Genomic DNA, 24,630 nt, shown 5'->3' on the forward strand with positions numbered 1-24,630 from the left:
ATTAGTTAGTATAGAAAGGGAAAGGTGACTTGAAAATGAGAATTTTGACTTTATTATTGAATATTTTTATTGTTATAACTGGTTTTATAGGTTGTACTGAAGATGTTGAAGAAATATCAGATGATAAAATTATAAATCTTGAACAAGTAGAGACAGCAATTGAAAATGAAGGGTTAGATATAAGCATTATAGAAGAAACTTCACCTGAAGAAATTTCTATATCTCATGATACATTTCAAATACCAAAACAAGAGGAAGTATCTGTATCCCATGAGGCATATCAAATTAATGAGGGAAAGGAAAAAATATATATTTATGAATTTGATACTATTAAAGAAAGAAAGGAATATTTTCCAGATAATTTAGGTGGCTTTTCTGTTGAAGGTGATGAGAGTACCAGATATTCTTCATATGCCACTAAGAATGTTGCAATCATATATGAATTAACTGATGTATCAGGAACGGAAATATTAGAAACTACGACAAAACTAGGTGAGGCTGTGTTTTATAACATGCATGAAACTAAAAATAAAAAATTTCAAGGTGAAGGTGACTACTGGGATATTAATTTTGATATGGAATTTTTTGAATATCAATGGGAAGATGAAAAAGGAGATAAGAATCTTGAATTTTTTGGATACTATAATTTTGAATTAGAATATTTAGACCAAGATCCTGAAGAAGTTTCTGAAATTGCTTTAGAATATTCATTTCATGAACATTATGGTTCAGGAAGTTCGGCGAGCACGAAGGATGGAAGTAGTATACTAGAAGATGAAAGTTTTTATAATACAGGTGGTCACATTGATAAACCGATAGAAAAAGAAAAGATAAAGACTACTGTGAAATGGTTTGATAAGGAAGAAGAGATTGATTTAAAAGAAATTAACTAAATTATTTCTAATTGATTTTTATGTCTGGGTACAGCTATAGCTTAAGTAAAGATAGATTTTAAAGTCGAATAGGGTTATTTAAAACCGAACTTTGTGGTCCTATCGGACGATGGTGGAGGATGATCGTATGGGTAATTTAAAAAGACGGAATATAAAACGAAGAGTGGGAAGTCTGTACTCATAAGGAATGCAGAAACAAACACAATATGATGAAAGAAATGATCATTGAGCAATTTGATTTAGGAATTAATATAAATAAATAATATTGGCTGAGAGTCTGTTAAGTTGTTATGAAAAATAAGCTCATTTGCTCGCAAGATTTCAAAAGATTTGGCAGTCAAGCGGCATTATTACTATGTAAAAGCCAAAAAGTCCTATTACGATTAGAGTAATTAATCCCAGCAACTTGAGCAGGAGTAGACTGATTCAAAACATTGCTTGTCCTAACAAAGTTAAAAGCAAACACAAATACCGCAATCAACTTGTTGGCTGACTGGAAAGAAGCAAATCCTCTGCGTTGCTTAACCCAGCTTTTGAAAATCTGAAAAAAAGATTCAATTAAGTTATTAGAGATATCATCTTGAAAAGACTCGACTCTGATGTGATTAGAGTTTGGAAACAGAACTTTAATTGGAGCATTGTAAGCCCAGTATCTATCTGTAACGATACTATGAGGCTGTCCAAAATGTTTCTTAGCATAGTTCAGCACTTTAAAAGCAGCCTGGCTATCTCTGTAAGGAGATAGATGAAATGCAAGCACAAATCTAGTTTCAGCATCAATAACAGTCCAGGCGTAGAATCTTTTGCCTTTAATTTTAATTACAGTTTCGTCGACATGCCACTCATCAGAAGAGTCAAGATCTATTGGCTTTAGATATCTAGAGATATAAAGAAACAGAGGAGCAAACTTTTTAGTCCAGTCAGCAATAGTAACATGAGATACTTTAATTCCTTCACAATCAATAAGGAACTGTGAGACACCTCTAGTAGAGCTACCATTGATAAAGTACAGGTAAAGAGCTCGAATAACAGTATGAAGAGAATGTCTCATGTTAGAGAAGTCTACTTTGCCGTCAATATCAAGTTGCGAAGGTTCAGGAATACTTTGAGGTTTAGGGACATAGAAAGAATGATTACAGCTTTTGTCCCAACACCTCAAATTAGAATAAAATTCATAGTCGTGATGTAAAAATGTAGCTTTACCGCATTTAGGGCAAGAGGGATATTTACGAGGTTTATTAGGACCTCTTTTATCCCCGCCTTTAGAAAGTGTCTTAGGTGCAAACTGACTAAAACATTCTTGACATTGATACTTTTGATGACCATGATTATCAAAACCAAACCTATAAAACTTGTCAGAGCAGTTATTATTGCATCTAGGGCATACAACTTTAGTCATGGATCAGTCTCCTTTCTCCCGGAGGGTTTTGATTTCTGTCTAAAACTATCTTAACTCCGGGACGGAGACTGATTCAAATATCATATAACTTAACAGAACTTTGGCTGACGAAAGGAGATTAATATGGAAAAGATAGAGCAAAACACTTCTTTAATAATAGAAGGCGAACATGAGTATTTAGAAAATAAATTGAATAGCTTTTTAGAAAAGCATAAAATGAAAATTGTAGAAAAAACAACTAATAAAATATTTCTTAAACAAGGCTCATATTTGATTACAAGATTATTAGGAACATGGCTTGCTCCAACGAAATTGCTCCCCAAACAAGCCATTATTGAGATGGAGTACTTAGAAGAAAATAAAATTAAAATAAATGCACAAATTGAGGAAAGTATAGGGGTTAATACAACAAACTATAGTCTTAGACATAAATACATGGAGTTTTTTGAGTTTTGGCTATATGATTTTGAAAAACGCATTAAGGATACTTAATTTAGATACTTAATTTAGAGTTACTGCTTCTGCTTTTAATATTCATATTTAGTGCAGGTGGGAGGGGTTAAATGAAACAAGAAGAGGCAATTGAAAGCATTTTACCTCATGTGAAGAATGATGAAGCTGTTGAAGCGGTTTTTCTTAAGGGGTCAATTGCTAGAGGAGAATATGATGAGTATTCAGATGTAGACTTTTATTGTTTGGTTAAAGAGGATAAAAAGGCTGACTTTCTAGAAAAACGTTTTGATTACTTAAGAAAGTACCGAAATCTAATTTTTTGGTCTGAATCAAACTTTGTTGGACCACAGATAGTTGCAGTTTTCGATAATGGTCTTCATTTTGATTTTTATACTGTAACCGAGCCTACCTTACCAGAAAAAGATGAAATAAAGGTACTATATGATCCAAAGCAATTACTAAGTGATTATAAACCTAAAAGCTTATCGTTTACTTCGAAACAAATAATCAAATTATTTAATAGTTTTACATTTTCTTTACTAGAATTTGAGACAGCTTATCTAAGAAAAGATCTGATGTGGGCTTCTAGATTAGGAGGACATTTGATTAGTGATCTATGTGTAATTGTAAGATATATTAACAATCCTTCTAAAGCACAATTGGGAATTAAGAATTTGAATAACTATATTGATGAAAACCTAAATAAAAAACTTATTGATATTTATAATAATATCTGTCCCGAGAGATTACCGCATGGTGTGAAACAATTACTAGATGTAGCAGATGAGATGATACCCAAACTGCCAGAGGAAGTAAGAGCCGGTATTAATGAATTTTTTTATAATTACATGTCTAAAAAGATAAGAGATCTAGATTAATTTTTACATACATATTAGGAGTTTAAGGTTTCAGAAATTAATCTTTTATTTTTAATTATTGTTATTGTATTAATTTTTTAGGCATATGTTCTGTATTTGATTTTGTTATACTGCTCCGCCTACAAAAGGTGGGCAGTATTTTATATTGTTGTTGAATATCAAAAGATTGGACAATTAATGACAAAATTATACAATAAATTTTAAATTTAATCCGTTGCTGCAAAATTTGCGGTGTTATAAAGTATAAATACACAGTTTTTAAGAATAATTCGATGTAGTATTGATAAAAAGCATTATATATAAATAAAGTATACTAATTATTATTTAACTGTTTACGGAAAAGTGTAAATTGCAAGATAACAGAGTTTAGATCTGCTAGTTCTTTTTACTGGCAGATTTAATAGTAATTTAAACTAAGGAGGTTTTATTTAAATGTCTTCAGATCAAATTTTTAAGGGTGTAGTTTCTACTGCCATTGCGTTGGTGATGGTGTTCAGTGTTAGTGTTGGTACAATGCAGGCAAGGTCTGATGAAACAGCGGATTTGATTCTTAAGAATGGAGAAATTTACACAGTAGATGAAAACAATTCGGTGGTAGAAGCTGTTGCAGTTAATGATGATACAATTATAGAAACAGGAAGTTATGATGATGTAGATCAATTTATGGGTCAAAAAACTGAAGTGATTGATTTGGAAGGAAGGGCAGTTACTCCAGGTTTAGCAGATGGTCATATGCATCTTTATAGTATGGCAACAATAGCTTTAGGGGTTGATGTTTATTGGTTAGAAAAATCAGAGTTATTAGAAAATGTAGAAGAGGAAGTAGAACAAACAGAACCAGGGGAATGGGTACTAGGACGTGGTTATAATGAAGCCCTATGGGACGATGCAGAACCTCATCGAGAAGTCCTTGATGAAATCAGTACTGAGCATCCTATAGCTCTTACGAGGTATTGTGGCCATCAGTTGTGGGTGAACAGTAAAGCATTGGAATTGTCTGGTATAGATGCTGAAACTGAAGTGGAAGATGGTACTTTAATACGTGATGACGATGGCGAACCCACAGGATTGTTATTAGGGGCAGCTATGGGAGAAATAGATAGACCAGGTTATGAAGAAGAGGAGATTATGCAAGGTATTGCAGAAGTAACAGAATTGGCTGCTAGCTATGGTTTGACTTATTTACATGATGCTTCAGCACATTCCTTAGACCGCATTGATAATATGAAAGAACTTTATGAGAACGGAAAAATAGATATCAGAGTCAATGATATGGCTAGTTATGATGCAGCCATGGAGATGGGAACACCAGAAAAAGGGTTATATAACAATAAATACAGTATTCAATCTGTAAAATTTCAGATTGATGGATCTCTTGGAGCAAGAAGTGCAGCTTTTAAAGAGGATTACAGTGATGACCCGGGCAATGACGGCTTAACATATTATGAAGAAGATGAGTTAACCGAAAAAGTAGCAGACTTATATGAAATTGAATTTCAACCACGAACTCATGCAATTGGAGATTATGGCAATCATAAAACATTAAATGTTTATGAAAGAGCCCTTGAACAAGTTAACAACGATTTTGTTGATGATCACAGATCAGCTATTGAACATTCTCAGATAATAGATTTTAAAGATATTCCCAGGTTTGCTAAACTGGACATTATTGCTTCCTGGAATCAGATTCACGCTACAGAGGATATGCTATTTGCTGAAGATCGTGTAGGAGAAGAGAGAATTCTTGGCGCTTATGCATGGCAAACTATGGAAAGCTTGGGTGTTGTTGGACTTGGTGGTTCTGATGCAGCTGTTTCACCACTGAATCCTTTTTATGGAATTCATGCAGCTGTAACCCGTCAAGATCGTGATAACAATCCAGAAGATGGGTGGTACGGTGATCAGGCACTAACCAGAGAGCAGGCTTTAAGACAATATACTTACAATAATGCTTATGCCGCATTTCAAGAAGACTTACTAGGATCAATTGAACCAGGGAAGCTTGCAGATTTTACTGTTCTTGATCAAAATATAATGGATGAAGAAGAGGTTCCTGATGAGAAGATATGGAAAACAGAACCCATTAAAACTATAGTAGGAGGAGAAATAGTATACGAACAATAATCAAAAGATGTAGGATATAATTGTAAACATTTATCGTAAATAATACAAATTGGGCTGCCTTTTTAAGATAAAGAGAATTAAAAAAGCCGCTGATACAGAAGTTGACCTCTGCCATGAACAGGGGTCAACTTTTTTTATTCTATTGGTATCGATATTATTACATGTCTTTAATGTCTTCATCTTTTTAAGATGTCCAAAAAATGATTTTGGGGCGTTATTTCAACACGATTTCCTCTTTTCTTGCAATTTTTCAAGGGAAAGCATGGTCGTTTGTAGAAAATACAGAGTGGCAGTTCATTCCTTTTCCATTTAATAAAAATTCCCACGAATTGTGCCTTCAAAATTATGCCAAGAAAATTGAAAATTAAAAACAGCAGGATAATTAATATAAGGATCAATAAGATTTAATAAGAACTGATAAGGGGCGGTGTTAAATTGGTTTCTGAAAGCTCTCTTTTATTTATAATTATTGCCATAGTATTAATTTTTTGGGCATATGTTCATTTCAGATTTGGTGATCTACCATTGTCTAAGAATCTCTATTCATTACTATTTTTATTACTTTTTACTGTTGGATTAGTGGTAATATATTTTGTTGCTTCCTTTTTGATAGCTCATGCTACCAGCTATAGTGAAGCATACATTTATACAGGAATAATAGGTGTACTTGTGTTAGCGGTATTAAAGAAACATAGAATTTTAGCAGCTTATTTTGTAGGACATATTTTGGCTATTTTAACAATTAATATTATTAATAAATATAATTTAGCTTATACAGGAGGACTTGGAGATTATTATTCAGTAATGTCAGTTCCATATTTATTGATAATTTTTTCAATAATAATTGGCGTTTTTTTAGAATATCTTAAAAGGCTTAGCCAATGGAGAGCTGATTGACTAACTAAAATCTATGAATTAAGGGTTAATATCTTAGGAGGAAGCAATATGAATAAGAAAAAAATATCTTTCATATTATTAATAACATTATTTGGTTTAATTATATTGTGGATGAACAGGTTTTGGGCTGTATGGGCTTTTACTCATATTTTGCCATCGGAAGATGAAGTGAGATATTTAAAACTTGAAGAACTAGATATCAATTACTATTTTGTAGATCAAGTACGAAAAAATAACGGCAGTGAAATATTTGTAAATTTTATGGAAGCCAGAGGCTGGGACTGGCAAGAGGAGGAACAATTAGGGTCAATGTGGATTTTTGAAAACGAAGATGGTGAGCAACTAAAATTTAGAGGAAAAGGAAATAGGTATTATGTTGTTTTTAAATAAAAGCTGTATTAAGCTAAATATTGATAACCAGGATTTTACGATAAACAGCATCATAAAACCACTGCTTTAGTTTTGAGAGCATATCAAAGGGAGGACTATACGCTTTATGAAATATCAATGGAAAGAATTTACAAAAGTATATTATATATTATTTTTAGTTGTGTCGACTTTATTGATTATTATTTTGCCTGGTTGTTTAGAAGGTTCCCATAATGATAATAGTAAACCTAGTGAAAAAGAAGAAAAAGTAGATAAAATAATTAAGACTATAGAAAACCAGGGCGCTAGAGAAGCCAAAAACCAATTTTTCCAGATAGCAGAAAAAGACCAAGAAAAAGCAATGTCAATCATGGATAAAGTAGAGGAAACCCTAGAGATTGATTTTGAAAAATTATATGAAAAGGAAAGACAAAATAGAATTAATGAAAATATTACCGAGAAAATTGAATTTGAAGATAAAGAACTATTAAGTGATTATGGTTGGACTGTTTCAGAGGCGATTAATTCATTTAATCTAAGGCTTCCTGAGAGTTTTGAGCATAAACCCGGAGAATTTCCAGAAGTAATTTACTGGGCATATAATAACGAATTGAACAAGGATATCGGCAAGGATTTAAGACCTTATTTAGGAAATGAGGTTACCGTTAATCTTTACGACATAGAGGAAGATTTGCCAGAGTTTATGAGTCCTAGAGAAGATTCGGGTAGGGCAATTGTAGTCCGAGACCAAAATGAAATAATTGGTGCTTGGCTAGGTGCAGGCAGTCATGATGATTTTGCTTGTTCACTAAGAGGAAAACAAAGAGAAGAAATAACGGGAGAAACATGGGAAGAATGGGTTGACTCAATTATTGATGCAGATAATCCAAAAGAAAGAGAGCTTAACAAGTTAGGAGCCCAAGAAATTATTGAAAAATATTGGGAGGCAGCAGATAAAGGTGAATATAGCAAAGCTTATTCTCTTCTAAGTAGATGTAATTTAAGAAGTTATCTATTTTCAAATATGGATAATCGGGAACTATATAATCAAAGTTTTAATCAAGGAGTAATAGGTGGGCTTTATAATATTGAATCAGTAGAATTACTAGAGGTGGAAAAACAAGAGCATTATGAAACTAACCATGATTCTAGAGACAAAAAGCAATTTAAAGTAACAGTTGATAAAACAGTAAAAGATAAAATTACTCATGGCAGCGGAAAACAACCACGTTTTATGACTTTAGTTAGAGAAACTCCTGAAACGGGATGGCGAATTTCTGGTATAGGTACAGGCCCATAGGAGCTTTTTAAATCACTGGGCTAAGTTATAAACTTGTCATAAAATATATTTGGGGGATAATATTAAAGTTATGATTAACTTGGGAGGAATATAAATTGAAAACCAATCAATATGTAAGAACAGCAGTAATTCAAGCAGCACCAATTATAATGGATAGAGAGAAAACTTTAAATAAAGCTTTGGATTTAATCAAAGAAGCGAAAAATGAACAAGCTGAAATAGTGGTTTTTCCTGAAGCCTTTATACCCGCTTATCCACGAGGGCTTTCCTTTGGATATTTAGTAGGAAGTCGGACAATGGAAGGAAGAAACGATTTTTTGAGATATTATAAAAATGCTGTCCCAGTTCCTGGTGATACTACTGAAAAATTGGGAGAAGCAGCAAGAAAAGCAGGAATTTATTTAGTGATTGGAGTTACGGAAATTGATACTGAAAAAAATAATAACACTTTATATTGTACAATTTTGTACTTTGGCCCCGATGGAAGACTTTTAGATAAGCATCAAAAATTAAAACCTACTGGGTCTGAAAGACTTATATGGGGAGAAGGGGATGGTAGTACGCTATCAGTTGTAAATACTCCCCATGGTAAATTAGGTGGTTTGATTTGCTGGGAAAATTACATGCCTCTTGCACGAACCGCTATGTATCAAAAAGGTGTCAGTTTATATGTTGCTCCCACAGCAGATGCCAGATCAGTTTGGCAATCAACTATTAGGCATATAGCCTTAGAAGGCAGATGTTATGTGCTGTCTTGTAATCAGTTTGTAACCAAGGATATGTATCCTGATGATCTTGAATATTATCATGAACTACAAAATCAGCCCAATATTATGTGTTCAGGAGGTAGTGCCATAGTCAATCCTATGGGTGAATATGTAGTGGAACCTGTGTATAATAAGGAAGAAATGTTGTTGGCAGACTTGAATATGGATCTAGTTATAAAAGGAAAGATGGACTTTGATGTAGTTGGTCACTATGACCGAACTGATGTATTTCAGCTGAAAATAAATGAAAATGAATAAGAAGTAGTTATTCTATAAGTAAGGCCAATTCTAAGGTCAATTTAGTCAATTTAAGCTATTTGAGATCAATCAGTTTTACTTGGATTTGAGATTTAAAGTATTTGATTGCTTTTTATAAATTAGATTTAGTTTTTCCTGTCGGCTCATCTTTTTTATTGCTCTTTCTCTTTTCATAGCTTCTGACTTAGTGCTGAATTTTTCGTGGTATTTTAGTTTAACAGGAACTCTAAATTTTGTGTATTTAGCAGCTTTACCTTCATTGTGTTTTTTTATCCGATAAGTAATATCGGTTGTATAACCAGTGTATAGTGTGCTATCGGAACATTCTATTATGTATGTAAAATACATTATTTCTACCTCTTTCCTTAGTCTACTAATTTTTTATCTTTAGTAATTAGAGAGTCTACTGATATTTTATATTAGATATCTGGATAAGTAAAACGGGACTTTAGCACAACCATTAGAAAATAAGAATGTATGGATAAACAAGTAAAGGAGAGAAAGGAATGACTAGAATTAACAGGAAAGATATCAATTCAGGTACACGTGTTCAAGTAGTTCAAAAACAAGATCAAAATTCAGGAAAATTAACAGAAGGAATTGTTGATTCAATCCTTACAAAATCCTCTTCACATCCTCATGGTATTAAGGTAAGGTTAACATCCGGGATAGTAGGTAGGGTTAAAAAAATACTATAATTTATTTAACATAATTGCGATTTGAATCAAAAAAACCTAGGGGATATCACCCTAGGTTTTTTAAAGTTTTGGTGCCGAAGGTGGGATTCGAACCCACACGGGAAAGCCCACGCGATTTTGAGTCGCGCGCGTCTGCCAATTCCGCCACTTCGGCATGGCAATAACCATTATAGCAAGAAATTAGCTTATAATCAAGGGCTTTATTAAATGAGATTAATATTTTATAAATCACACAATTTGGGAAATAATAAAACCAGCCAAAAACAGTACAAAAAGGAGAGCTAATAAAATGAATTTTAAATTACCGGATCTGCCTTATAGTTATAATTCACTGGAACCTCATTATGATCAACAGACCTTGAAACTTCATCATAGTAAACACCATCAATCCTATGTTAATGGTTTAAATAATGCTCTAGAAAAATTAAAAGTTGCTAGAGAAAACAATGATTATAACGGTATAAAGCACTGGCAAAGAGAACTAGCCTTTCATGGATCTGGCCATATTTTACACACTTTATTCTTTAATAATTTGGGTCCGGAACAAGGAAATCTATCAAAGAGTCTGCGGGATCAGATTAACAAAGATTTTGGCAGTTTTGAAATGTTTGCAGCTCAATTTACCAATGCTGCTAAAACCGTTGAAGCTTCGGGTTGGGCTGTCTTAGCATGGAACGATGTTTTAGAGCAATTGCTGGTACTGACATTAGAAAAACATCAAAATCTAACTGTGATTGGTGCTAAACCTCTATTGGTGATTGACATGTGGGAACACGCTTATTATCTTCAGTATCAGAATGATCGAGCTGCTTATATTAATGCTTGGTGGGAGATTGTCAATTGGAATGAGGTTTCTAGACGATTTGAAAATCCTTAAAAATTAATCAAATATTGTTTAAACTTAACCTTACCCTGTAAAAAGCATTTATAAACAAAACAGTACGTGCCTAAGAAAATATCCAAGGCACGTACTTGTTTGTTATCTGCCATACTTAAATATAATTAATATAATTCATGGTACTTAAAGACTTTTAAGAAGTAAATAAATTAAAACATGTTTTCAGATGTTAGTTTTTTAGCAACTGAAGCCAGTATAGCGCACACAATTGCTGGTGTAATCCAAGGCATACCGTATTCGGCTAAGGGGAGGTTAGACATAAAAATTTCTATAGTTTTGGGGTTCAAATCTAATGTTCTAAAAGCATCCATCAAACCAATTAAAAAGGTTGCTACAACGGCCCCTCTATAGGCGATTTTGTCATTAATGTATTTATCAAACAATGACATAATAATCAATACAATGGCTGTTGGATAGATAGTAATTAAAATTGGCTCTGCTATAGTTACAATTAATTCTACACCGGCATTAGCAAAGAATAGGCTAAATAGTACAGTACCGATCACGAGATGGTTATATTTTAATTTACCTTCAGATAAATCATTGAAATATTTTCCTACCGTAGTAGTTAATCCAATAGAAGTAGTTAAGCACGCTAAGAAAACGCTTATTCCTAGAATAGCAGTGCCAAGAGAGCCGAGTAAATTACCACTGATACCAATTAATAAATCTGTTCTGTGAATTCCGGCATCAAACACTCCGCTAGCAGTACTTCCTAAGTACACAAGTCCTCCATAAATTAACCCGAGTCCAGTGGCTGCAATAGCTCCCGCCCTAATTGTCAAGGAGATCTGATCTGATACAGTTTTATATCCCCGGTCGATTAAGCTTCCAATAACAATACCGGCAAAAAGAATTGAAGCCAGTGCATCCATAGTTTGATACCCTTCGGTAAAACCTATGGTAAAGGTATTTTCAGAACTCACATCTTGTGGTGCTCCAACTGGGCTGATAAAACCAACTATGACTATAATACCTAATACTGCAACCAATGTTGGTGTGAGATACTTCCCAATCCGATCAATCACTGTTGATGGATTTAGAGAAAAATATAATGTTATTCCAAAAAATATTGTTGTTGCTATTATTGAAGTAATTATTGTTTCCTCAAGAAAGGGAGCTATCCCTAACTCAAAAGCTGTTGCCCCTGTTCGTGGAATGGCCAAGAGTGGGCCAATAGTTAAAACTATTACTGAGCCGAAAAGTTTACCGAAGTTTTTACTGACATTTTTAGCTAAGTGGTCGACAGTGCCACCAGCTACAGCAACAGCGATGATACCAAGTAAGGGTAGTCCAACACCAGTTAACAAAAAACCGATCAAGGCAGGCAACCAGTCGGTACCAGAAGAATGACCTAAAAACGGTGGAAAAATTACATTTCCTGCCCCCAAGAACATGGCAAAGAGTGCGAAACCGACCACTACTGTATCAGTATATTTTTTGTTCATTACTGACCCTCCTACTGGATAATATTTAAGCTATTTTTTCTCCTTTATTTCGACGAATAAATGAATTAATTTATTTATAACTACTATAGATCTTAAAAGTTATTTTAGTAACAAATTCGTGAAAAAGCAATAAATATGGATAAACTCAAATAATGTTTTTATATTGCAACTATTTACAAATATACAAAAAGAGCAAAAGCTAACAATAAAATGAAAATTCGTAAAGAGATAGTTGAAAGTATTCTGTGTGTATATCTATATTAGGAAAACAAAATTATCTCTATTATAAAAAGTGCTATTTGGTGAGATCTCATGAAATTTTACTTAAAACTCTAGGTGCCAAGGCTATTAATTGAAAATGAAAATGGCATAGGGTGGAATAAAATTACATTCAGTTTTTTTGTCAATTTTTGAAACTTTTCCGGAAAAATGCTCGTCTATTATATAAAAGCTAATCCAAAAAAATCTATCATTTTGTGAAATCTGTAAAATGTACCAAATTTAAGCACTAATCAAGGGGGCGAAATTAATTGAAAAAAGTTGTAACTTTAGTTATTGTTGTTTTCATGCTAGTAATAACAACGAACTATGCAGCTGGTCAAGAAAATGTTGATGTTTTTGTAGACGAGGATCTGGTGAATTTTCCTGACCAAGAACCTTACATAGACGAAAACAGCAGAGTTCAAGTACCAGTACGTTTTGTCAGTGAAGCCCTCGGAGGTTATGTGGAATGGGATGGCAGTACTCAAACAGTCAATATTAAACTGGATAAAAAGGAACTATCCTTAGAAGTGGGACAAGAAATTTACTTAATTGATAATAGTGAAAAAGAAATGGATACAGTTCCACAAGTTTCACAACAGGGCCGAACCATGGTACCTCTGAGATTTGTAAGTGAAGGTTTGGGTGCTGAAGTAGATTGGCTAGGAGAGGAAGAGTCTGTTTATATTAATACAAAAGAGAGTCAAGAAGAAAAAGAGAATGAAAATAACGAGAATAATCCGTCTGATGTTCCTTCACAAGAAGAATTGGAGAACAGTGAAGCTATGGCTGAAATTAAAGCGAGCAATCTAAATGTAAGAACAGGACCAGGAATGGACTATTCAGTAGTTGATAATTTACAGGCAGGAGATTCCTTTCCTATTTTGGACAAGCACCATAATGAAAATGAGGAAGAATATCAAGACTGGCTGAAAATTGATTTAGAGGATGAACAAGATGATGTTTGGGTTAGTGCAGATTTTATAGAGATTAGTTTTCTAGAAGAAAGTGAAGAAGATGAAGACAAGGAACAAAAAGACGAAGAAAAAGAAGAAATAGAAGAACCAGAAGAAGATGAAAGAGATAGACCGGAAATACCACAAGAATACGATGATATTTTAGGTGAGATAGTTATAGATGCCGACAATTTAAATGTTAGGACAGGGCCAGGGTTGGACTATGATAGTATCACCCAAGTTGATGAGGGTGAAGACTATGACATCATAACTATGGCAGCTATGGAAAATCATCCCACCTATGAAGAGTGGTTTAAAATCGACTTAGATAAAAGAAACTTAGATGTGGAAGACAGAAATGAAGCCAAGGGTTGGGTTGCTGCAGAGTATGTCAAAAGAGATAATATAGATTTGATGAATAATTTAGAGGAAATAAATTATATAAATTGGACCGAGAACTCTAACAACACTGAAATCACCCTGGGACCAGTACAAAGGATTCCCTTGGAGTCCTTTACGAGAGAAGACCCTGATAGACTTGTTCTAGACTTTGAAGGAATAGCTCTAGCTACTGATGAGACTGCTTGGCAAGTCGAAACATCTACTTTGCAAGGTATAAGGGCTCATGAACACAATGGAATGACAAGGGTTGTTTTTGATTTGAATTCCAAGGAACACTACTCTATAGATTGGGAAGATGCTCATTTAAATGTCAGATTATATGACGATAATCCATTATCTGGTAAGAAAATATTTATAGATCCAGGACATGGAGGTAGTAATAGTGGAGCTATTGGACAAAATGGTCTTAAAGAAAAGGAAGTGGCTCTAGACGTCTCTTTAAGAACTAGGGATATGTTGGAGGAATTAGGTGCTGATATCTATATGAGCCGCGAATCGGATATTCAAGTTTCTCTGGACGAGCGAGTTGAAATGGCAACTGATTCAAATGCTGATATTTTTGTAAGTGTCCATGCTAACGCTCATCCCAATAATGATATTCACGGTACAGAAACCTTTTATTCTTCAGAACGGAGTCCTTTAGATTTTGAATTAGCTGAAGCCTTACAGAATAGCTTATTACACAGTCTTCAAAGAAATAATAGAGGGGTGAAAGATAGCAGTTTTAGAGTACTAAGAAATGCTACTATGCCTGCAGCTTTAGTTGAATTGGCCTTTTTATCCCATGAAAAAGAAGAAGAATTACTTAAAAAGGATGAATTCCGCGAAAAGGCTGCTGAAGCAATTGTAGAGGGTATTTTAAATTATGATAAAACTGTCCGTTAATATGAACTAGTTAATATGAATTTTATTAAAAAGGCAACCGAAGCCTATAGATTTTTAAGGCTTTCGGTTGCCTTTTTTCTTGCTACAACTCCCAATTAATATTTTTAGATCAACCGTAATTTCCCGAGACAACTGTAGTAAAAGCGTGATTTTTAGGTAACAATAATTATGAGGTGATGAAATTGGTTGCAGGTCAAAAAAGTATTATATATGTTAGTTTGATTCTCTTAAGTTTATTTCTTGTTTTTGGGATGACGGGGTGTCAAGAGGTGCCAGATAAAGAAGATGACGAAGAAGATGCCGAAGAGGAAGTTGAAGAAGCAGAACAGGAAGAAGTTTTTGCTGAATTATTGAGAATGCATGAAACAACTTTAGCTGTTATAGAGGGAGCTGAATCCACAGTTGAAGAATCAGTTTTAGATCAAATTGTATCAATTGAAAAAGAATTTGAGGAAGAAGAAAATGACAATGGTGAAGAAAACAATAATGAAGAAAACCAAAACAATGAAGAAGATAATAACGATGAAGATGAAAAAGAAACAGATTCTCCAGATGAGATTTGGGATAAAGTACAAGATGATACTGCTAATCTTCATGAAATGTGGGATGATATTGCCCCTGATATTGCCGAAGAAGACATTGCACAAGAAGAAATTGACTCCTTTGAGGAATTACTAGACGATTTAAACAGTACTGTTAATGGTGAAGAATTTTTACCTACAATAGAAAATGCCAATCAGGTTACCAGAGATATTTCGACTTTCATGATGCCTTTTAGTGAGGAAATTTATCCTGAAATTTTTGAAGCTAGATATCATACGAGAGCCATAGTTCTATTATCTTCTCAGGAAAATTTTCAAAAAGCCCAAGAAAACTTTGATTCCTTAGATGAGTTAACAGAGCTAATTGTTGAAGACCTTGAGGAAGCGGCAGAGGAAGCGCAAGAGGATGAGGATGAGGAAAATGATGAAGAAGAGAATGAAGAGGATGAAGAGGATGAAAACAATGAAAATGAGGATGAAGAAAATAATGAAGATGAAGGAAACGAACCGGGAGAAGATGTGGCCGCACAATTAGAAAAATCCGTAAAGAATTTAGGAACAGCTCTTGAAAATGATGAGCTAGAAACTGTTAATATTAAAGCGAATTTAGTTATGGAAAATCTTATGGAAGCAATTGTAGCTGCAGGCGAAGAAGCTGAAGACGAAAATGGTTTAGATACTAGCATGTAAAATATTAACACCATAGCTAAGTTATTATTTATTTAGGAGTCTGTCAAGTAATTGGTGTAAACAATCCGATTATGACCTATAGGAACAACTTAAATACAGTGAAGAAATCGAGGGAGTTTCCTGTGTGGGAAGATCATCTCCCTCGATTTTTCATTTTTGAGATTTTGTGGTAATAAGTGGGTATAGAATCCCCTGGTACTAGCTATCATCAATCAAAAAAGTTAAAAAGTTTTAAATTCTTCCTTCAAAGTAAATACTCAATTGTCCCAGAATCTGAGCCCAGTTTTTTGTTCTCATAGTCCATTTTTTAGTGATATCCATTGTAGCAAGATAAAGCATTTTTAATAAGGATTCGTCGGTAGGGAAGATACTTTTTGATTTGGTAACTTTTCTTAATTGTCGGTTGTAGCTTTCCATAGAATTGTTTGTATAAATTAGTTTTCTAACTTCTTCTGGATATTTAAACATAACAGAGAGCTTGTCCCAATTATTTCTCCACGATCTAATGGAAATCTCATATTTATCTCCCCATTTTTCTTCGAGTTTATCTAGCTCTATTAAAGCGACTTCCTCAGTTGGGGCTCTATAAACATTCTTAAGATCACTACAGAATTCTTTTCGATCTTTGTACGATATATATCTTGTGCTATTTCTAATCTGATGAATTATGCAGCTTTGAATTTCTGTTTGCGGATAAACAGCATGTATTGCATCTTCAAACCCTTTTAAACCATCTATTGATACAATTAAAATATCTTCTACGCCTCGATTTTTTAACTCGTTAATTATCTTCAACCAGTATTTCGAACTTTCATTTTCTCCAATCCAAATGCCCAAAACATCCTTCATGCCATCTAAATCAATTCCTATAGCCATATAAGCTGCTTTGTTGACTATTCTACCATCTTGCCTCACTTTGTAATGGACAGCATCCATAACTACATGAGCATAGATTCTTGATAGCGGTCGGTTTTGCCACTCCTTAATTAGAGGAACTATTTTGTCTGTAATTCCGGAAATGAGTGTAGGAGAAGCATCCACTCCATAAAGCTCTTGTAAATGAGTCTGTATATCTCTTACTGTCATGCCTTTTGCATACATGCTTAGAACCTGATCATCGATGCTTGAAACGTCTCGTTGGTTCTTTTTAACTACTTGTGGTTCAAATTCACCTTCTCGGTCTCTTGGTACTTCTATTTCTAAATTACCATAATTCGATTTGAGTTGTTTTTCTCTCTTCCCGTTTCGACTGTTGGTAGTTTCTTTTTCTCGATAATCATACTTCGAGTAGCCTAATTCATGGTCAAGTTCGCCTTCCAGCATTTCTTCTATCAGCTCGCCAAACTGTTCCTTCAGTAAGTCTTGAATATCATTCACATCTTTCAACTTTCCTTCCTTCATCATTTCTCTGACTTTCTTTTTGTCAATTAAATTCATAACGGTGCAAACCTCCCATCCTTTTTTTATTATACATCAATTCGGAAGGTTTACACCGTTTATTTTACACCCTCTTATTTAGCGAAAATCTAATATGTTATACAAAAAAGGTCCTTACCCATTCTTTAGGGTGAGGACCTTTTTGTAGACTTTCTAGTATATCAAATAAATTGTAAATATTTGTAAGAAACTTTATCAGGACTCATTTTTTAAAATTACTCTTCTTCGTCATCATTTTCGTCCTGTTCATCATTATTGCCCTCTTCTTCTTGTTGTTCTTCATCATCTTCCTGGTCATTGTCTTCGTCAGCATCGTCTTCGACATCTTCTGCGATACCTGCTTTTTCAAGGGCATCTTTGACGGCTTCTCTCCACATTTCTGAACTTTGGGTAGCACCAGTGTAAATATCTACATCCCATGTATTTTCATCCTCAAACCAATCGGGCATAGTTTCTCTGGCTTCTTGCCAATCTTCCCAGTCATAATCGTCGTCTTTAAATTCATACTTGTCTTCTTCATCCTCCTCTTCGTCTGCAACCGTGACTTCTTCTAGTTGTACTTCAGTTATTTCCTCATCTTCTACCACAACCCAAGCAACTCCCCAACCTAAATCTTTATCTATTTCGGAAGTTCCCATAAACGTGCCATCAAAAGTTTCTTGGCCTTCTGACTTTTGTATTGCTTTATCTACTGCTCCCATTGCTTTATTTGATGTAGTGGTAGCTTCACTGTAAGCTTCAATTTCGGAAGAATTCGCTTCAACAAATCGGTCAGGAAGTTCATCCATTGCTTCATGCCAAGGTTCCCATCCGTAATCTTCGCCTTTGGCAAGGCCTTTGTCGTTAAATTCTGTCAGTTCCACATCGGTGATTTGATCGTTTTCTAAAGTTACTTCTGCATAAACATAACCTCTATCATCAGCTTCAGAAGCTGCAGAAAACATTCCATCTTCTCCATTAGTAGGTTCTCCTTCGTCCTCTCCATCACCAGGGGTACCATTTTTAGGTTCATCTTGGTCACCGTCATTGCAAGCTGTTAATGTGAAAGTTGCTAATAAGGCCAGGGTGATTAACAAAAGCAAATATTTGTTTTTCCGTGAATATATTTTACGCACTGTTTATACCTCCTTGAAAAATCATAATTAGTTTTTACACATGCTAAGCTAATTCATAACACATTTTTTTGAACTCACTTTGTTCAAAAATCAAGAGATAATAAAAGAACAAAGTAATTGAATTCAATTTGTATCATGTACTACTAAAGACAATAATATACAGTGTTTCCTGCCTATAAGTTTGACATTACCTAAACAAAAGTAAATTTTTGCTAGCATAACAAACAACCTTATATTGCTCGAATTTAAATGGTATAAAATAACGCTCCCAGTAAAAATTAAAAACAAGAGCATATGTAGTTCAAAATTTAAGTAACAAGTTATAGCGAAGGAGGAGTATAATGGCCCAGTTAACCTTTAGGGGAGGTGTGGAACCTGGTGACTATAAAAATACCGCAGACCACCCTATAGAACAGATGGCATTACCCGACAAAGTTTATATTCCCCTAGAACAACATATCGGAGCACCTTGTGAACCTATTGTTGATGTAGGAGATAAGGTTAAAACTGGTCAAAAAATTGCAGAAAGTGAAGCTCCGGTCTCGGCACCTATTCATGCAAGTATTTCGGGGGAAGTTATAGATATTACTGAATACACCCATCCAATTGGAGAAAAAGCCAATACAATAATAATTGAAAATGACGGAAAAGATGAATTGGATTACGAAGAAAGCGAGGGATTAGATTCCCCCGATAATATTACAGCTGATGAAATTAAAGAGAAAGTGAATGCAGCTGGAATTATTGGTATGGGCGGAGCTGCTTTCCCTACTCATATCAAAATCTCTCCAGATAAAGAAAAACCTATTGATACAGTTATCTTAAACGGGGCTGAATGTGAACCTTATTTAACAACTGATTACAGAATGATGTTGGAAGCAGAAGATTATGTGTTGTTTGGCTTAAGAGCTATTATGAAAGCAGTTAACTGTGAAAATGGAGTTATTGCTATTGAAAATAATAAGCCCCAAGCTATCGAGAAAATGCAAAATATTGTAGCAGATGACGACAGACTACAGGTGATGATATTTGAATCAAAGTATCCCCAGGGGGCAGAAAAACAGTTGATAAAAACGGTTACAGGAAGAGAAGTGCCTTCTGGAGGATTGCCTATGGATGTAGGATGTATCGTAAATAATGTAGGAACAGCTGTAGCTATAGCTGAGGCTATTAAATTAAATAAACCTTCTTACGAAAGAGTTATGACAGTAACAGGTCCAGGAATCAACCGACCAGGTAATTTTTTAGTAAGAATAGGGACACTAGCATCTCATATTATTTCTGAATGTGGTGGAGCAAAGGAAAATACAAAAAAAGTTATCATGGGCGGTCCTATGATGGGGCTGAGCCAACCGACAGTTGAGTTTCCAGTTATTAAGGGAACTTCAGGGATTTTATTATTAACAGGATCAGAGGTTAAAGTTTTTGAAGAAAAACCCTGCATTAATTGTGGCAGATGTGTAGACGATTGTCCTGCCTATTTACTTCCCAATGTAATAGCCCATTATATGGAAAATGGCAGGGTAAATGAGTCAGAAGACTATAACGCCATGGATTGCATAGAATGTGGTTGCTGTACTTATATATGCCCTGCTAACAGACCACTGGTGCATTATATTAGAATGGCCAAGGCCGATATCATGAAAAAGCGAGAAAAAGAAGGATGACGATTGATAAGACGGATTAAAAAGACTAGTTTTTGATAGCAGGAGGTATAAGATGAAAGAGAAACTTGTGGTGTCTTCTTCACCTCATCTCAGGTCACCAGAAACTATAGATAGTATTATGAGAGATGTGTTAATAGCTTTAATACCACCTTTTATTGTAAGCATCTGGTTATTTGGTTGGACATCTATCATTGTTGTTGCAGTGGCAACTGCAGTATCTATGATAACTGAATCTCTTATAGTCCATAAATCATTGGCTCCAAGGAAACTTAAAGGAGATTTAAGTGCTGCAGTCACAGGGGTTATTTTTGGACTGAGTTTGCCCCCTGGGACGCCCTGGTGGGTAGTAGCTTCAGGCGCTTTTGTTGCTATTTTCATTGCAAAACAGATATTTGGAGGGATTGGATATAATATTTTCAATCCCGCTTTAGTAGGTAGGGCTTTTGTAGTAGTAGCTTGGCCCTCTTATTTAACTCATTGGACAGAACCCTTTGAACCTGTTGATGCTGCTTCTAGGGCCACCCCATTGGCATTCCCGGGTATGACAGAGGGTTCACCCTTTGAAATAGTTCCCTTTACTGACTTGTTTGTAGGAACCATTGCTGGTTCACTTGGTGAAACCTCGGCTTTAGCAATTACAATTGGTGGAATATTTCTACTAATAAGAGGACATATTGATTTCAGAGTGCCTCTCGGTTTTTTGGGTGCCTTGGCTTTAGTTGTTTCTATTGCAGGCGAAAATGCATTGTTCCATTTAGTTAGCGGTAGTGCTTTTTTTGGAGCTATTTTTATAGCCACTTGCATGGTCACCTCTCCTTATACAAAAACTGGAAAACTAATTTTTGGGATAGGTTGTGGTGCCATAACTGCCATTTTAAGGATGTACGCAGCAATTCCCGCTGGAGTAACCTATGCGGTGCTATTGATGAATGCATTAGTACCCTTTATTAATGTTTATACTAAACCTAGAGTCTATGGGGAGGTTAATAATAAAAAATGAAAGCATCCAACGTACTTCGTCTATCAATGATTTTAACTTTAGTTACACTTTTGGCAGCTACTGTCTTGGGTTTCTCATTTGTATATACAGAGCCTCTAATTTGGGAACAAAGGATGGAACAGTTAGAAGATGCCATGTTTAAATTCTTCCCAGAAGCTGATCAATTTGAAATAGAAGAGGTTAATGACGATGAATTTTATGTAGTAGAAAAAGATGATGAAACAATTGGAGCTGCTGCTTTAACCAATCCAAGTGGATATGGTGGAGAAATAGAGATGATGGTAGCAGTAGATATTGATGGTGAAATTAGAGGAATAGAAATTTTAGGCCATTCGGAAACTCCAGGATTAGGAGACAAAATTGAAAACGAAGAGTGGCAGACCCAGTTTATTGGCTTAACTGTAGTAGATGAAATTCAAATAGGTGTTGATGTAGATGTTATTTCAGGCGCCACTGTAAGTAGCCAGGGAGTAACTAGAGGAGTAGAAAAAGGGGTTGAAAAAGTTGCTATAACCTATTTTCAAAAGGATCCAGAGGAGCTTGAAGAGATTGAAGAGGCTCCAAAAGTATTAGAAGATGGAGTATTTACCGGGGAAGGCACTGGTCGTAATCCGGGAATTGAAGTGGAAGTTACTGTAGAGGAAGGGGAAATTACAGATATTGAACTTCTTGATCATGATGAATCCGATGCATATATGGATGAAGCCTGGGAAGGAATGGTTGATAAAATAAAAGAAGCAAACTGCCCTGATGTGGACTCGGTATCAGGTGCCACCCAGTCCAGTGTTGGTATAAAGGATGCAGTAGAAGATGCCATTGAAGAAAGAGAAGAAGAATTTGAAGATGGAGTAGCGAGAGGTGAAGGAACGGGAAGAAATCCAGGTGTTGTTGTTGAGGTGACAGTTCAGGATGGTGAAATAACCGAACTGGAACTCCTTGAACATGATGATTCTGACTCATACATGAATCAAGCTTGGGATGATATGCGTGAAAGAATTTTAGAAGAACAGTCTACTGATGTAGATACTGTATCTGGAGCTACCCAATCAAGTGTTGGAATTATTAACGCAGTAGAGGAAGCTTTAGAACAGGAGAGTGAATAGAATGAATTTTAGTCAGGCATTAGCCCAAGGGATATTAAGAGAAAATGGTTTGTACCGGCAATTGCTGGGGCTTTGTCCTGCCCTGGCAGTTACCGGTACTGCTATTAACAGCTTAGGCATGGGAGTTGCCACTTTATCAGTTTTAGTGGCTTCAAATATTGTTATATCTCTTATACGTAATCTGATTCCTCAGAAAATTAGAATTCCAGCTTATATAGTTATCATAGCCACTTTTGTAACCCTGGTTGATATGGTCTTAGAAGCTTTTAATCCAGAGCTCCATTCTGCTTTAGGTATTTTTATCCCCTTGATTGTAACTAATTGTTTGATATTAGGAAGGGCTGAAGCCTTTGCTTCCCGAGAAGAAATTGTACCTTCCATTGGCGATGGACTCGGTATGGGGCTTGGCTTTACCCTGGCACTTCTTTCTGTAGGTGTAGTGCGAGAACTTTTAGGAATGGGAAGTATTTTTGGGTGGCCGGTGATGGATCAGTTATTTGGATTGTTTGGGGCAGAATTTCAACCAGTTTTGATATTTGTCCAACCTGCTGGAGCTTTTTTTGCCCTGGGGCTATTATTGGCAGTAATGAATTTGTATTTTAGAAAAATTTCTGTGTAAGTATGTAAACTATTTTTTTACTTGATCTTTACGAAAACACAATAAATAAAATAAACATTGGGAAAGGGGCTTATTATGATAGAGGATCTACTGGTTATCTTTTTGGGAGCAGTTCTTGTTAATAATTTTGTATTAATAAGATTTTTAGGAATCTGTCCTTTTCTGGGAGTTTCGAAAAAAGTAGAAACAGCTTTGGGAATGGGTTTTGCTGTTACTTTTGTTATGACATTGTCATCTATAATTACATGGTTTATAGCTGAATTTATCCTCATCCCCCTGGAAGCTGAATACCTAGAGTATGTAGCTTATATTCTGGTGATTGCTTCTCTGGTACAGTTTATTGAAATGTTACTCGAAAAAGTTAGTCCGAGCTTGTATAAAGCTTTGGGAATATTTCTGCCTTTGATTACTACTAATTGTGCTATTTTAGGTTTAGTATTGATTAATATACTTGAAGATTATAATTTGTTGGAAGCTACTGTCCATGGAATTGGTGCGGGAGTTGGGTTTATTTTGGCTTTAATTTTGATGGCCGGTATCAGAGAGCGCTTGGAACTTGTTAAAATGCATGAAGTTTTTAAGGGTGCTTCAATCGCTTTTATTACCGCGGGAATTCTTGCCCTGGCTTTTTCAGGATTTTTAGGCATAATCTAGTGAATAATTTTAAGGATGTGATACAAAAGGAGTGTAATTAGATGATTGAAGCTGTTTTAAGTTTAGGAGCTATTGCGTTTATTTTTGGATCTGTATTAGCTTATGCCGCGGAAAAATTTAAAGTCGAGAAAGACCCACGCATAGAGGCAATTGCTGAAGTTGTGCCGGGTGCTAATTGCGGTGCCTGTGGGTATCCAGGTTGTGAAGCTTTTGCAGAAGCTGTAGCCAGGGGAGAAGCTCCACCTGAAGGTTGTACACCTGGAGGAAAGAAGGCAGCCGAACAGATTTCAGAGATACTGTCTAATGGAGCAGGTGAGAGCAATGAGTTTAGCACCTTGGGTTATGTGAAAGAAACCAATAAAGTGATACAGGAACCTTCTCAAAAATACATTGCAGAAGTGGCTTGCTTAGGCTCTAGAGAGTATTGTAAGGAGAAGTTTGAGTATGATGGAGTCAGAGATTGCCGGGCTGCAATGATGTACCGAAATGGTCCAAAAGCTTGTGAATTTGGGTGTATAGGCCTAGCTACCTGTGTTGAAACATGTCCTTTTGAAGCTATTGAAATGAGAGATGACGGTCTTCCTCGTATAAACCATGATATATGCAGGGGCTGTGCCACTTGTGTAAATACATGTCCTAAGAGTGTCATAAGATTGATACCGGGAGATAGGTACAAACATTTTATATATTGTAACTCTCAAGAAACGGGAGAAATTGTAAAGGAAAACTGTCAATATGGATGTCTTGGTTGTGGTATTTGCCGTGAACAATGTCCCGTTGGTGCTATAAATTTAGATAATGATTTAGCAGTTATTGATCAAAATAAGTGTGTTAACTGTGGTTTGTGTAAAGATAAATGCCCAACAGCTTGCATTGTAAGTGAATCTGAAAGACTTCAATAAAAAAACGCAAAATCT

At 35.2% G+C, this 24,630-nt stretch carries 23 protein-coding genes and 1 tRNA gene; 18 read left to right on the top strand and 6 right to left on the bottom strand.

Translation table 11 applies throughout. The features are described from left to right. Positions 1–35 precede the first annotated feature (35 nt). The gene (locus tag NTHER_RS05395; protein ID WP_012447525.1) at positions 36–893 is read left to right on the top strand and encodes a hypothetical protein; all 858 of its coding nucleotides are present in this window, start codon (positions 36–38) and stop codon (positions 891–893) included. 337 nt (positions 894–1,230) lie between these two features. Here NTHER_RS05395 and NTHER_RS05400 read toward each other — a convergent pair whose 3' ends face one another. After that, the gene (locus tag NTHER_RS05400; protein ID WP_012446527.1) at positions 1,231–2,292 is read right to left on the bottom strand and encodes an IS6 family transposase; all 1,062 of its coding nucleotides are present in this window, start codon (positions 2,290–2,292) and stop codon (positions 1,231–1,233) included. 123 nt (positions 2,293–2,415) lie between these two features. Here NTHER_RS05400 and NTHER_RS05405 point away from each other — a divergent pair, with 123 nt between their 5' ends. The 7 genes from NTHER_RS05405 (at position 2,416) to NTHER_RS05435 (ending at position 9,338) form a co-directional block, all read left to right on the top strand. Then, complete coding sequence (locus NTHER_RS05405; RefSeq protein WP_012447526.1) at positions 2,416–2,784, top strand: hypothetical protein; 369 nt, start codon at positions 2,416–2,418, stop codon at positions 2,782–2,784. Between the two features lie 71 nt (positions 2,785–2,855). Next, entirely contained in the window at positions 2,856–3,623 is a 768-nt protein-coding gene (locus NTHER_RS15165; RefSeq protein ID WP_012447527.1) for a nucleotidyltransferase domain-containing protein, read from the top strand. 432 nt (positions 3,624–4,055) lie between these two features. Beyond that, positions 4,056–5,747 carry an amidohydrolase gene (locus NTHER_RS05415; RefSeq protein ID WP_012447528.1) on the top strand — a complete coding sequence of 564 codons (1,692 nt, stop codon included), beginning with the start codon at positions 4,056–4,058 and terminating at the stop codon, positions 5,745–5,747. Positions 5,748–6,182: 435 nt separating this feature from the next. Then, entirely contained in the window at positions 6,183–6,644 is a 462-nt protein-coding gene (locus NTHER_RS05420; RefSeq protein ID WP_012447529.1) for a hypothetical protein, read from the top strand. A gap of 48 nt (positions 6,645–6,692) precedes the next feature. Next, positions 6,693–7,034 carry a hypothetical protein gene (locus NTHER_RS05425; RefSeq protein ID WP_012447530.1) on the top strand — a complete coding sequence of 114 codons (342 nt, stop codon included), beginning with the start codon at positions 6,693–6,695 and terminating at the stop codon, positions 7,032–7,034. A gap of 106 nt (positions 7,035–7,140) precedes the next feature. After that, positions 7,141–8,313 (top strand): DUF4830 domain-containing protein, encoded by a 1,173-nt coding sequence (locus NTHER_RS15170; protein WP_012447531.1) that lies wholly within the window; start codon positions 7,141–7,143, stop codon positions 8,311–8,313. A gap of 95 nt (positions 8,314–8,408) precedes the next feature. Further along, complete coding sequence (locus tag NTHER_RS05435) at positions 8,409–9,338, top strand: carbon-nitrogen hydrolase family protein (RefSeq protein WP_012447532.1); 930 nt, start codon at positions 8,409–8,411, stop codon at positions 9,336–9,338. 75 nt (positions 9,339–9,413) lie between these two features. Here the strand turns inward: NTHER_RS05435 and NTHER_RS05440 are convergent, their stop codons facing one another. Further along, positions 9,414–9,686, bottom strand: a complete 273-nt coding sequence (locus tag NTHER_RS05440; protein ID WP_012447533.1) for a GIY-YIG nuclease family protein — start codon at positions 9,684–9,686, stop codon at positions 9,414–9,416. 158 nt (positions 9,687–9,844) lie between these two features. On the opposite strand from NTHER_RS05440, the gene NTHER_RS05445 reads away from it, so the two are divergent. After that, positions 9,845–10,036, top strand: a complete 192-nt coding sequence (locus NTHER_RS05445) for a YwbE family protein (RefSeq protein ID WP_012447534.1) — start codon at positions 9,845–9,847, stop codon at positions 10,034–10,036. Between the two features lie 69 nt (positions 10,037–10,105). Here the strand turns inward: NTHER_RS05445 and NTHER_RS05450 are convergent. After that, a tRNA-Leu gene (locus tag NTHER_RS05450) sits at positions 10,106–10,190 on the bottom strand. A gap of 135 nt (positions 10,191–10,325) precedes the next feature. On the opposite strand from NTHER_RS05450, the gene NTHER_RS05455 reads away from it, so the two are divergent. Next, positions 10,326–10,913, top strand: a complete 588-nt coding sequence (locus tag NTHER_RS05455) for a superoxide dismutase (RefSeq protein WP_012447535.1) — start codon at positions 10,326–10,328, stop codon at positions 10,911–10,913. A gap of 170 nt (positions 10,914–11,083) precedes the next feature. On the opposite strand, the gene brnQ is transcribed toward NTHER_RS05455, so the two are convergent. After that, positions 11,084–12,382: a branched-chain amino acid transport system II carrier protein gene (gene brnQ, locus NTHER_RS05460; RefSeq protein ID WP_012447536.1), complete on the bottom strand. Its 1,299-nt coding sequence runs from the start codon at positions 12,380–12,382 to the stop codon at positions 11,084–11,086. 530 nt (positions 12,383–12,912) lie between these two features. On the opposite strand from brnQ, the gene NTHER_RS15175 reads away from it, so the two are divergent. After that, positions 12,913–14,886: an N-acetylmuramoyl-L-alanine amidase gene (locus NTHER_RS15175; RefSeq protein ID WP_012447537.1), complete on the top strand. Its 1,974-nt coding sequence runs from the start codon at positions 12,913–12,915 to the stop codon at positions 14,884–14,886. A gap of 269 nt (positions 14,887–15,155) precedes the next feature. Then, complete coding sequence (locus tag NTHER_RS05470) at positions 15,156–16,118, top strand: hypothetical protein (protein WP_148206817.1); 963 nt, start codon at positions 15,156–15,158, stop codon at positions 16,116–16,118. A 231-nt stretch (positions 16,119–16,349) separates the two neighbouring features. Here NTHER_RS05470 and NTHER_RS05475 read toward each other — a convergent pair whose 3' ends face one another. Beyond that, the gene (locus NTHER_RS05475) at positions 16,350–17,555 is read right to left on the bottom strand and encodes an IS256 family transposase (protein WP_012447351.1); all 1,206 of its coding nucleotides are present in this window, start codon (positions 17,553–17,555) and stop codon (positions 16,350–16,352) included. A gap of 215 nt (positions 17,556–17,770) precedes the next feature. Continuing rightward, positions 17,771–18,670 (bottom strand): FMN-binding protein, encoded by a 900-nt coding sequence (locus tag NTHER_RS05480; RefSeq protein WP_012447539.1) that lies wholly within the window; start codon positions 18,668–18,670, stop codon positions 17,771–17,773. Between the two features lie 341 nt (positions 18,671–19,011). Here NTHER_RS05480 and rsxC point away from each other — a divergent pair, with 341 nt between their 5' ends. The 6 genes from rsxC to NTHER_RS05510 all read left to right on the top strand — a co-directional run bounded on the left by rsxC (position 19,012) and on the right by NTHER_RS05510 (position 24,615). After that, positions 19,012–20,337, top strand: coding sequence for an electron transport complex subunit RsxC (gene rsxC / locus NTHER_RS05485; protein WP_012447540.1), 1,326 nt, complete (start codon positions 19,012–19,014; stop codon positions 20,335–20,337). Positions 20,338–20,389: 52 nt separating this feature from the next. Beyond that, positions 20,390–21,337, top strand: a complete 948-nt coding sequence (locus tag NTHER_RS05490; RefSeq protein WP_012447541.1) for an RnfABCDGE type electron transport complex subunit D — start codon at positions 20,390–20,392, stop codon at positions 21,335–21,337. Continuing rightward, positions 21,334–22,440: an FMN-binding protein gene (locus tag NTHER_RS05495; RefSeq protein WP_012447542.1), complete on the top strand. Its 1,107-nt coding sequence runs from the start codon at positions 21,334–21,336 to the stop codon at positions 22,438–22,440. Before NTHER_RS05490 ends, NTHER_RS05495 begins: the two co-directional genes overlap by 4 nt. Position 22,441: 1 nt before the next feature. Beyond that, positions 22,442–23,059 carry an electron transport complex subunit RsxE gene (gene rsxE / locus NTHER_RS05500; protein WP_012447543.1) on the top strand — a complete coding sequence of 206 codons (618 nt, stop codon included), beginning with the start codon at positions 22,442–22,444 and terminating at the stop codon, positions 23,057–23,059. Positions 23,060–23,134: 75 nt separating this feature from the next. Further along, positions 23,135–23,713: an electron transport complex subunit RsxA gene (rsxA, locus tag NTHER_RS05505; RefSeq protein ID WP_012447544.1), complete on the top strand. Its 579-nt coding sequence runs from the start codon at positions 23,135–23,137 to the stop codon at positions 23,711–23,713. Positions 23,714–23,754: 41 nt separating this feature from the next. Then, positions 23,755–24,615 (top strand): RnfABCDGE type electron transport complex subunit B, encoded by an 861-nt coding sequence (locus NTHER_RS05510; RefSeq protein ID WP_012447545.1) that lies wholly within the window; start codon positions 23,755–23,757, stop codon positions 24,613–24,615. Positions 24,616–24,630 lie beyond the last annotated feature (15 nt).

It is taken from the genome of Natranaerobius thermophilus JW/NM-WN-LF (assembly GCF_000020005.1).
GTDB classification, from domain to species: domain Bacteria; phylum Bacillota; class Natranaerobiia; order Natranaerobiales; family Natranaerobiaceae; genus Natranaerobius; species Natranaerobius thermophilus.

Excerpts from the sequence above, each read along its gene's own strand:
- NTHER_RS05415 (WP_012447528.1), top strand. The coding sequence starts at position 4,056 with ATGTCTTCAGATCAAATTTTTAAGGGTGTAGTTTCTACTGCCATTGCG.
- rsxA (WP_012447544.1), top strand. The coding sequence starts at position 23,135 with ATGATAGAGGATCTACTGGTTATCTTTTTGGGAGCAGTTCTTGTTAAT.
- NTHER_RS05510 (WP_012447545.1), top strand. The coding sequence starts at position 23,755 with ATGATTGAAGCTGTTTTAAGTTTAGGAGCTATTGCGTTTATTTTTGGA.
- NTHER_RS05445 (WP_012447534.1), top strand. The coding sequence starts at position 9,845 with ATGACTAGAATTAACAGGAAAGATATCAATTCAGGTACACGTGTTCAA.
- rsxE (WP_012447543.1), top strand. The coding sequence starts at position 22,442 with ATGAATTTTAGTCAGGCATTAGCCCAAGGGATATTAAGAGAAAATGGT.
- NTHER_RS05425 (WP_012447530.1), top strand. The coding sequence starts at position 6,693 with ATGAATAAGAAAAAAATATCTTTCATATTATTAATAACATTATTTGGT.
- NTHER_RS05400 (WP_012446527.1), bottom strand. The coding sequence starts at position 2,292 with ATGACTAAAGTTGTATGCCCTAGATGCAATAATAACTGCTCTGACAAG.
- NTHER_RS05395 (WP_012447525.1), top strand. The coding sequence starts at position 36 with ATGAGAATTTTGACTTTATTATTGAATATTTTTATTGTTATAACTGGT.
- NTHER_RS15165 (WP_012447527.1), top strand. The coding sequence starts at position 2,856 with ATGAAACAAGAAGAGGCAATTGAAAGCATTTTACCTCATGTGAAGAAT.
- brnQ (WP_012447536.1), bottom strand. The coding sequence starts at position 12,382 with ATGAACAAAAAATATACTGATACAGTAGTGGTCGGTTTCGCACTCTTT.
- rsxC (WP_012447540.1), top strand. The coding sequence starts at position 19,012 with ATGGCCCAGTTAACCTTTAGGGGAGGTGTGGAACCTGGTGACTATAAA.
- NTHER_RS15170 (WP_012447531.1), top strand. The coding sequence starts at position 7,141 with ATGAAATATCAATGGAAAGAATTTACAAAAGTATATTATATATTATTT.
- NTHER_RS05475 (WP_012447351.1), bottom strand. The coding sequence starts at position 17,555 with ATGAATTTAATTGACAAAAAGAAAGTCAGAGAAATGATGAAGGAAGGA.
- NTHER_RS05405 (WP_012447526.1), top strand. The coding sequence starts at position 2,416 with ATGGAAAAGATAGAGCAAAACACTTCTTTAATAATAGAAGGCGAACAT.
- NTHER_RS05440 (WP_012447533.1), bottom strand. The coding sequence starts at position 9,686 with ATGTATTTTACATACATAATAGAATGTTCCGATAGCACACTATACACT.
- NTHER_RS05495 (WP_012447542.1), top strand. The coding sequence starts at position 21,334 with ATGAAAGCATCCAACGTACTTCGTCTATCAATGATTTTAACTTTAGTT.
- NTHER_RS05490 (WP_012447541.1), top strand. The coding sequence starts at position 20,390 with ATGAAAGAGAAACTTGTGGTGTCTTCTTCACCTCATCTCAGGTCACCA.
- NTHER_RS05455 (WP_012447535.1), top strand. The coding sequence starts at position 10,326 with ATGAATTTTAAATTACCGGATCTGCCTTATAGTTATAATTCACTGGAA.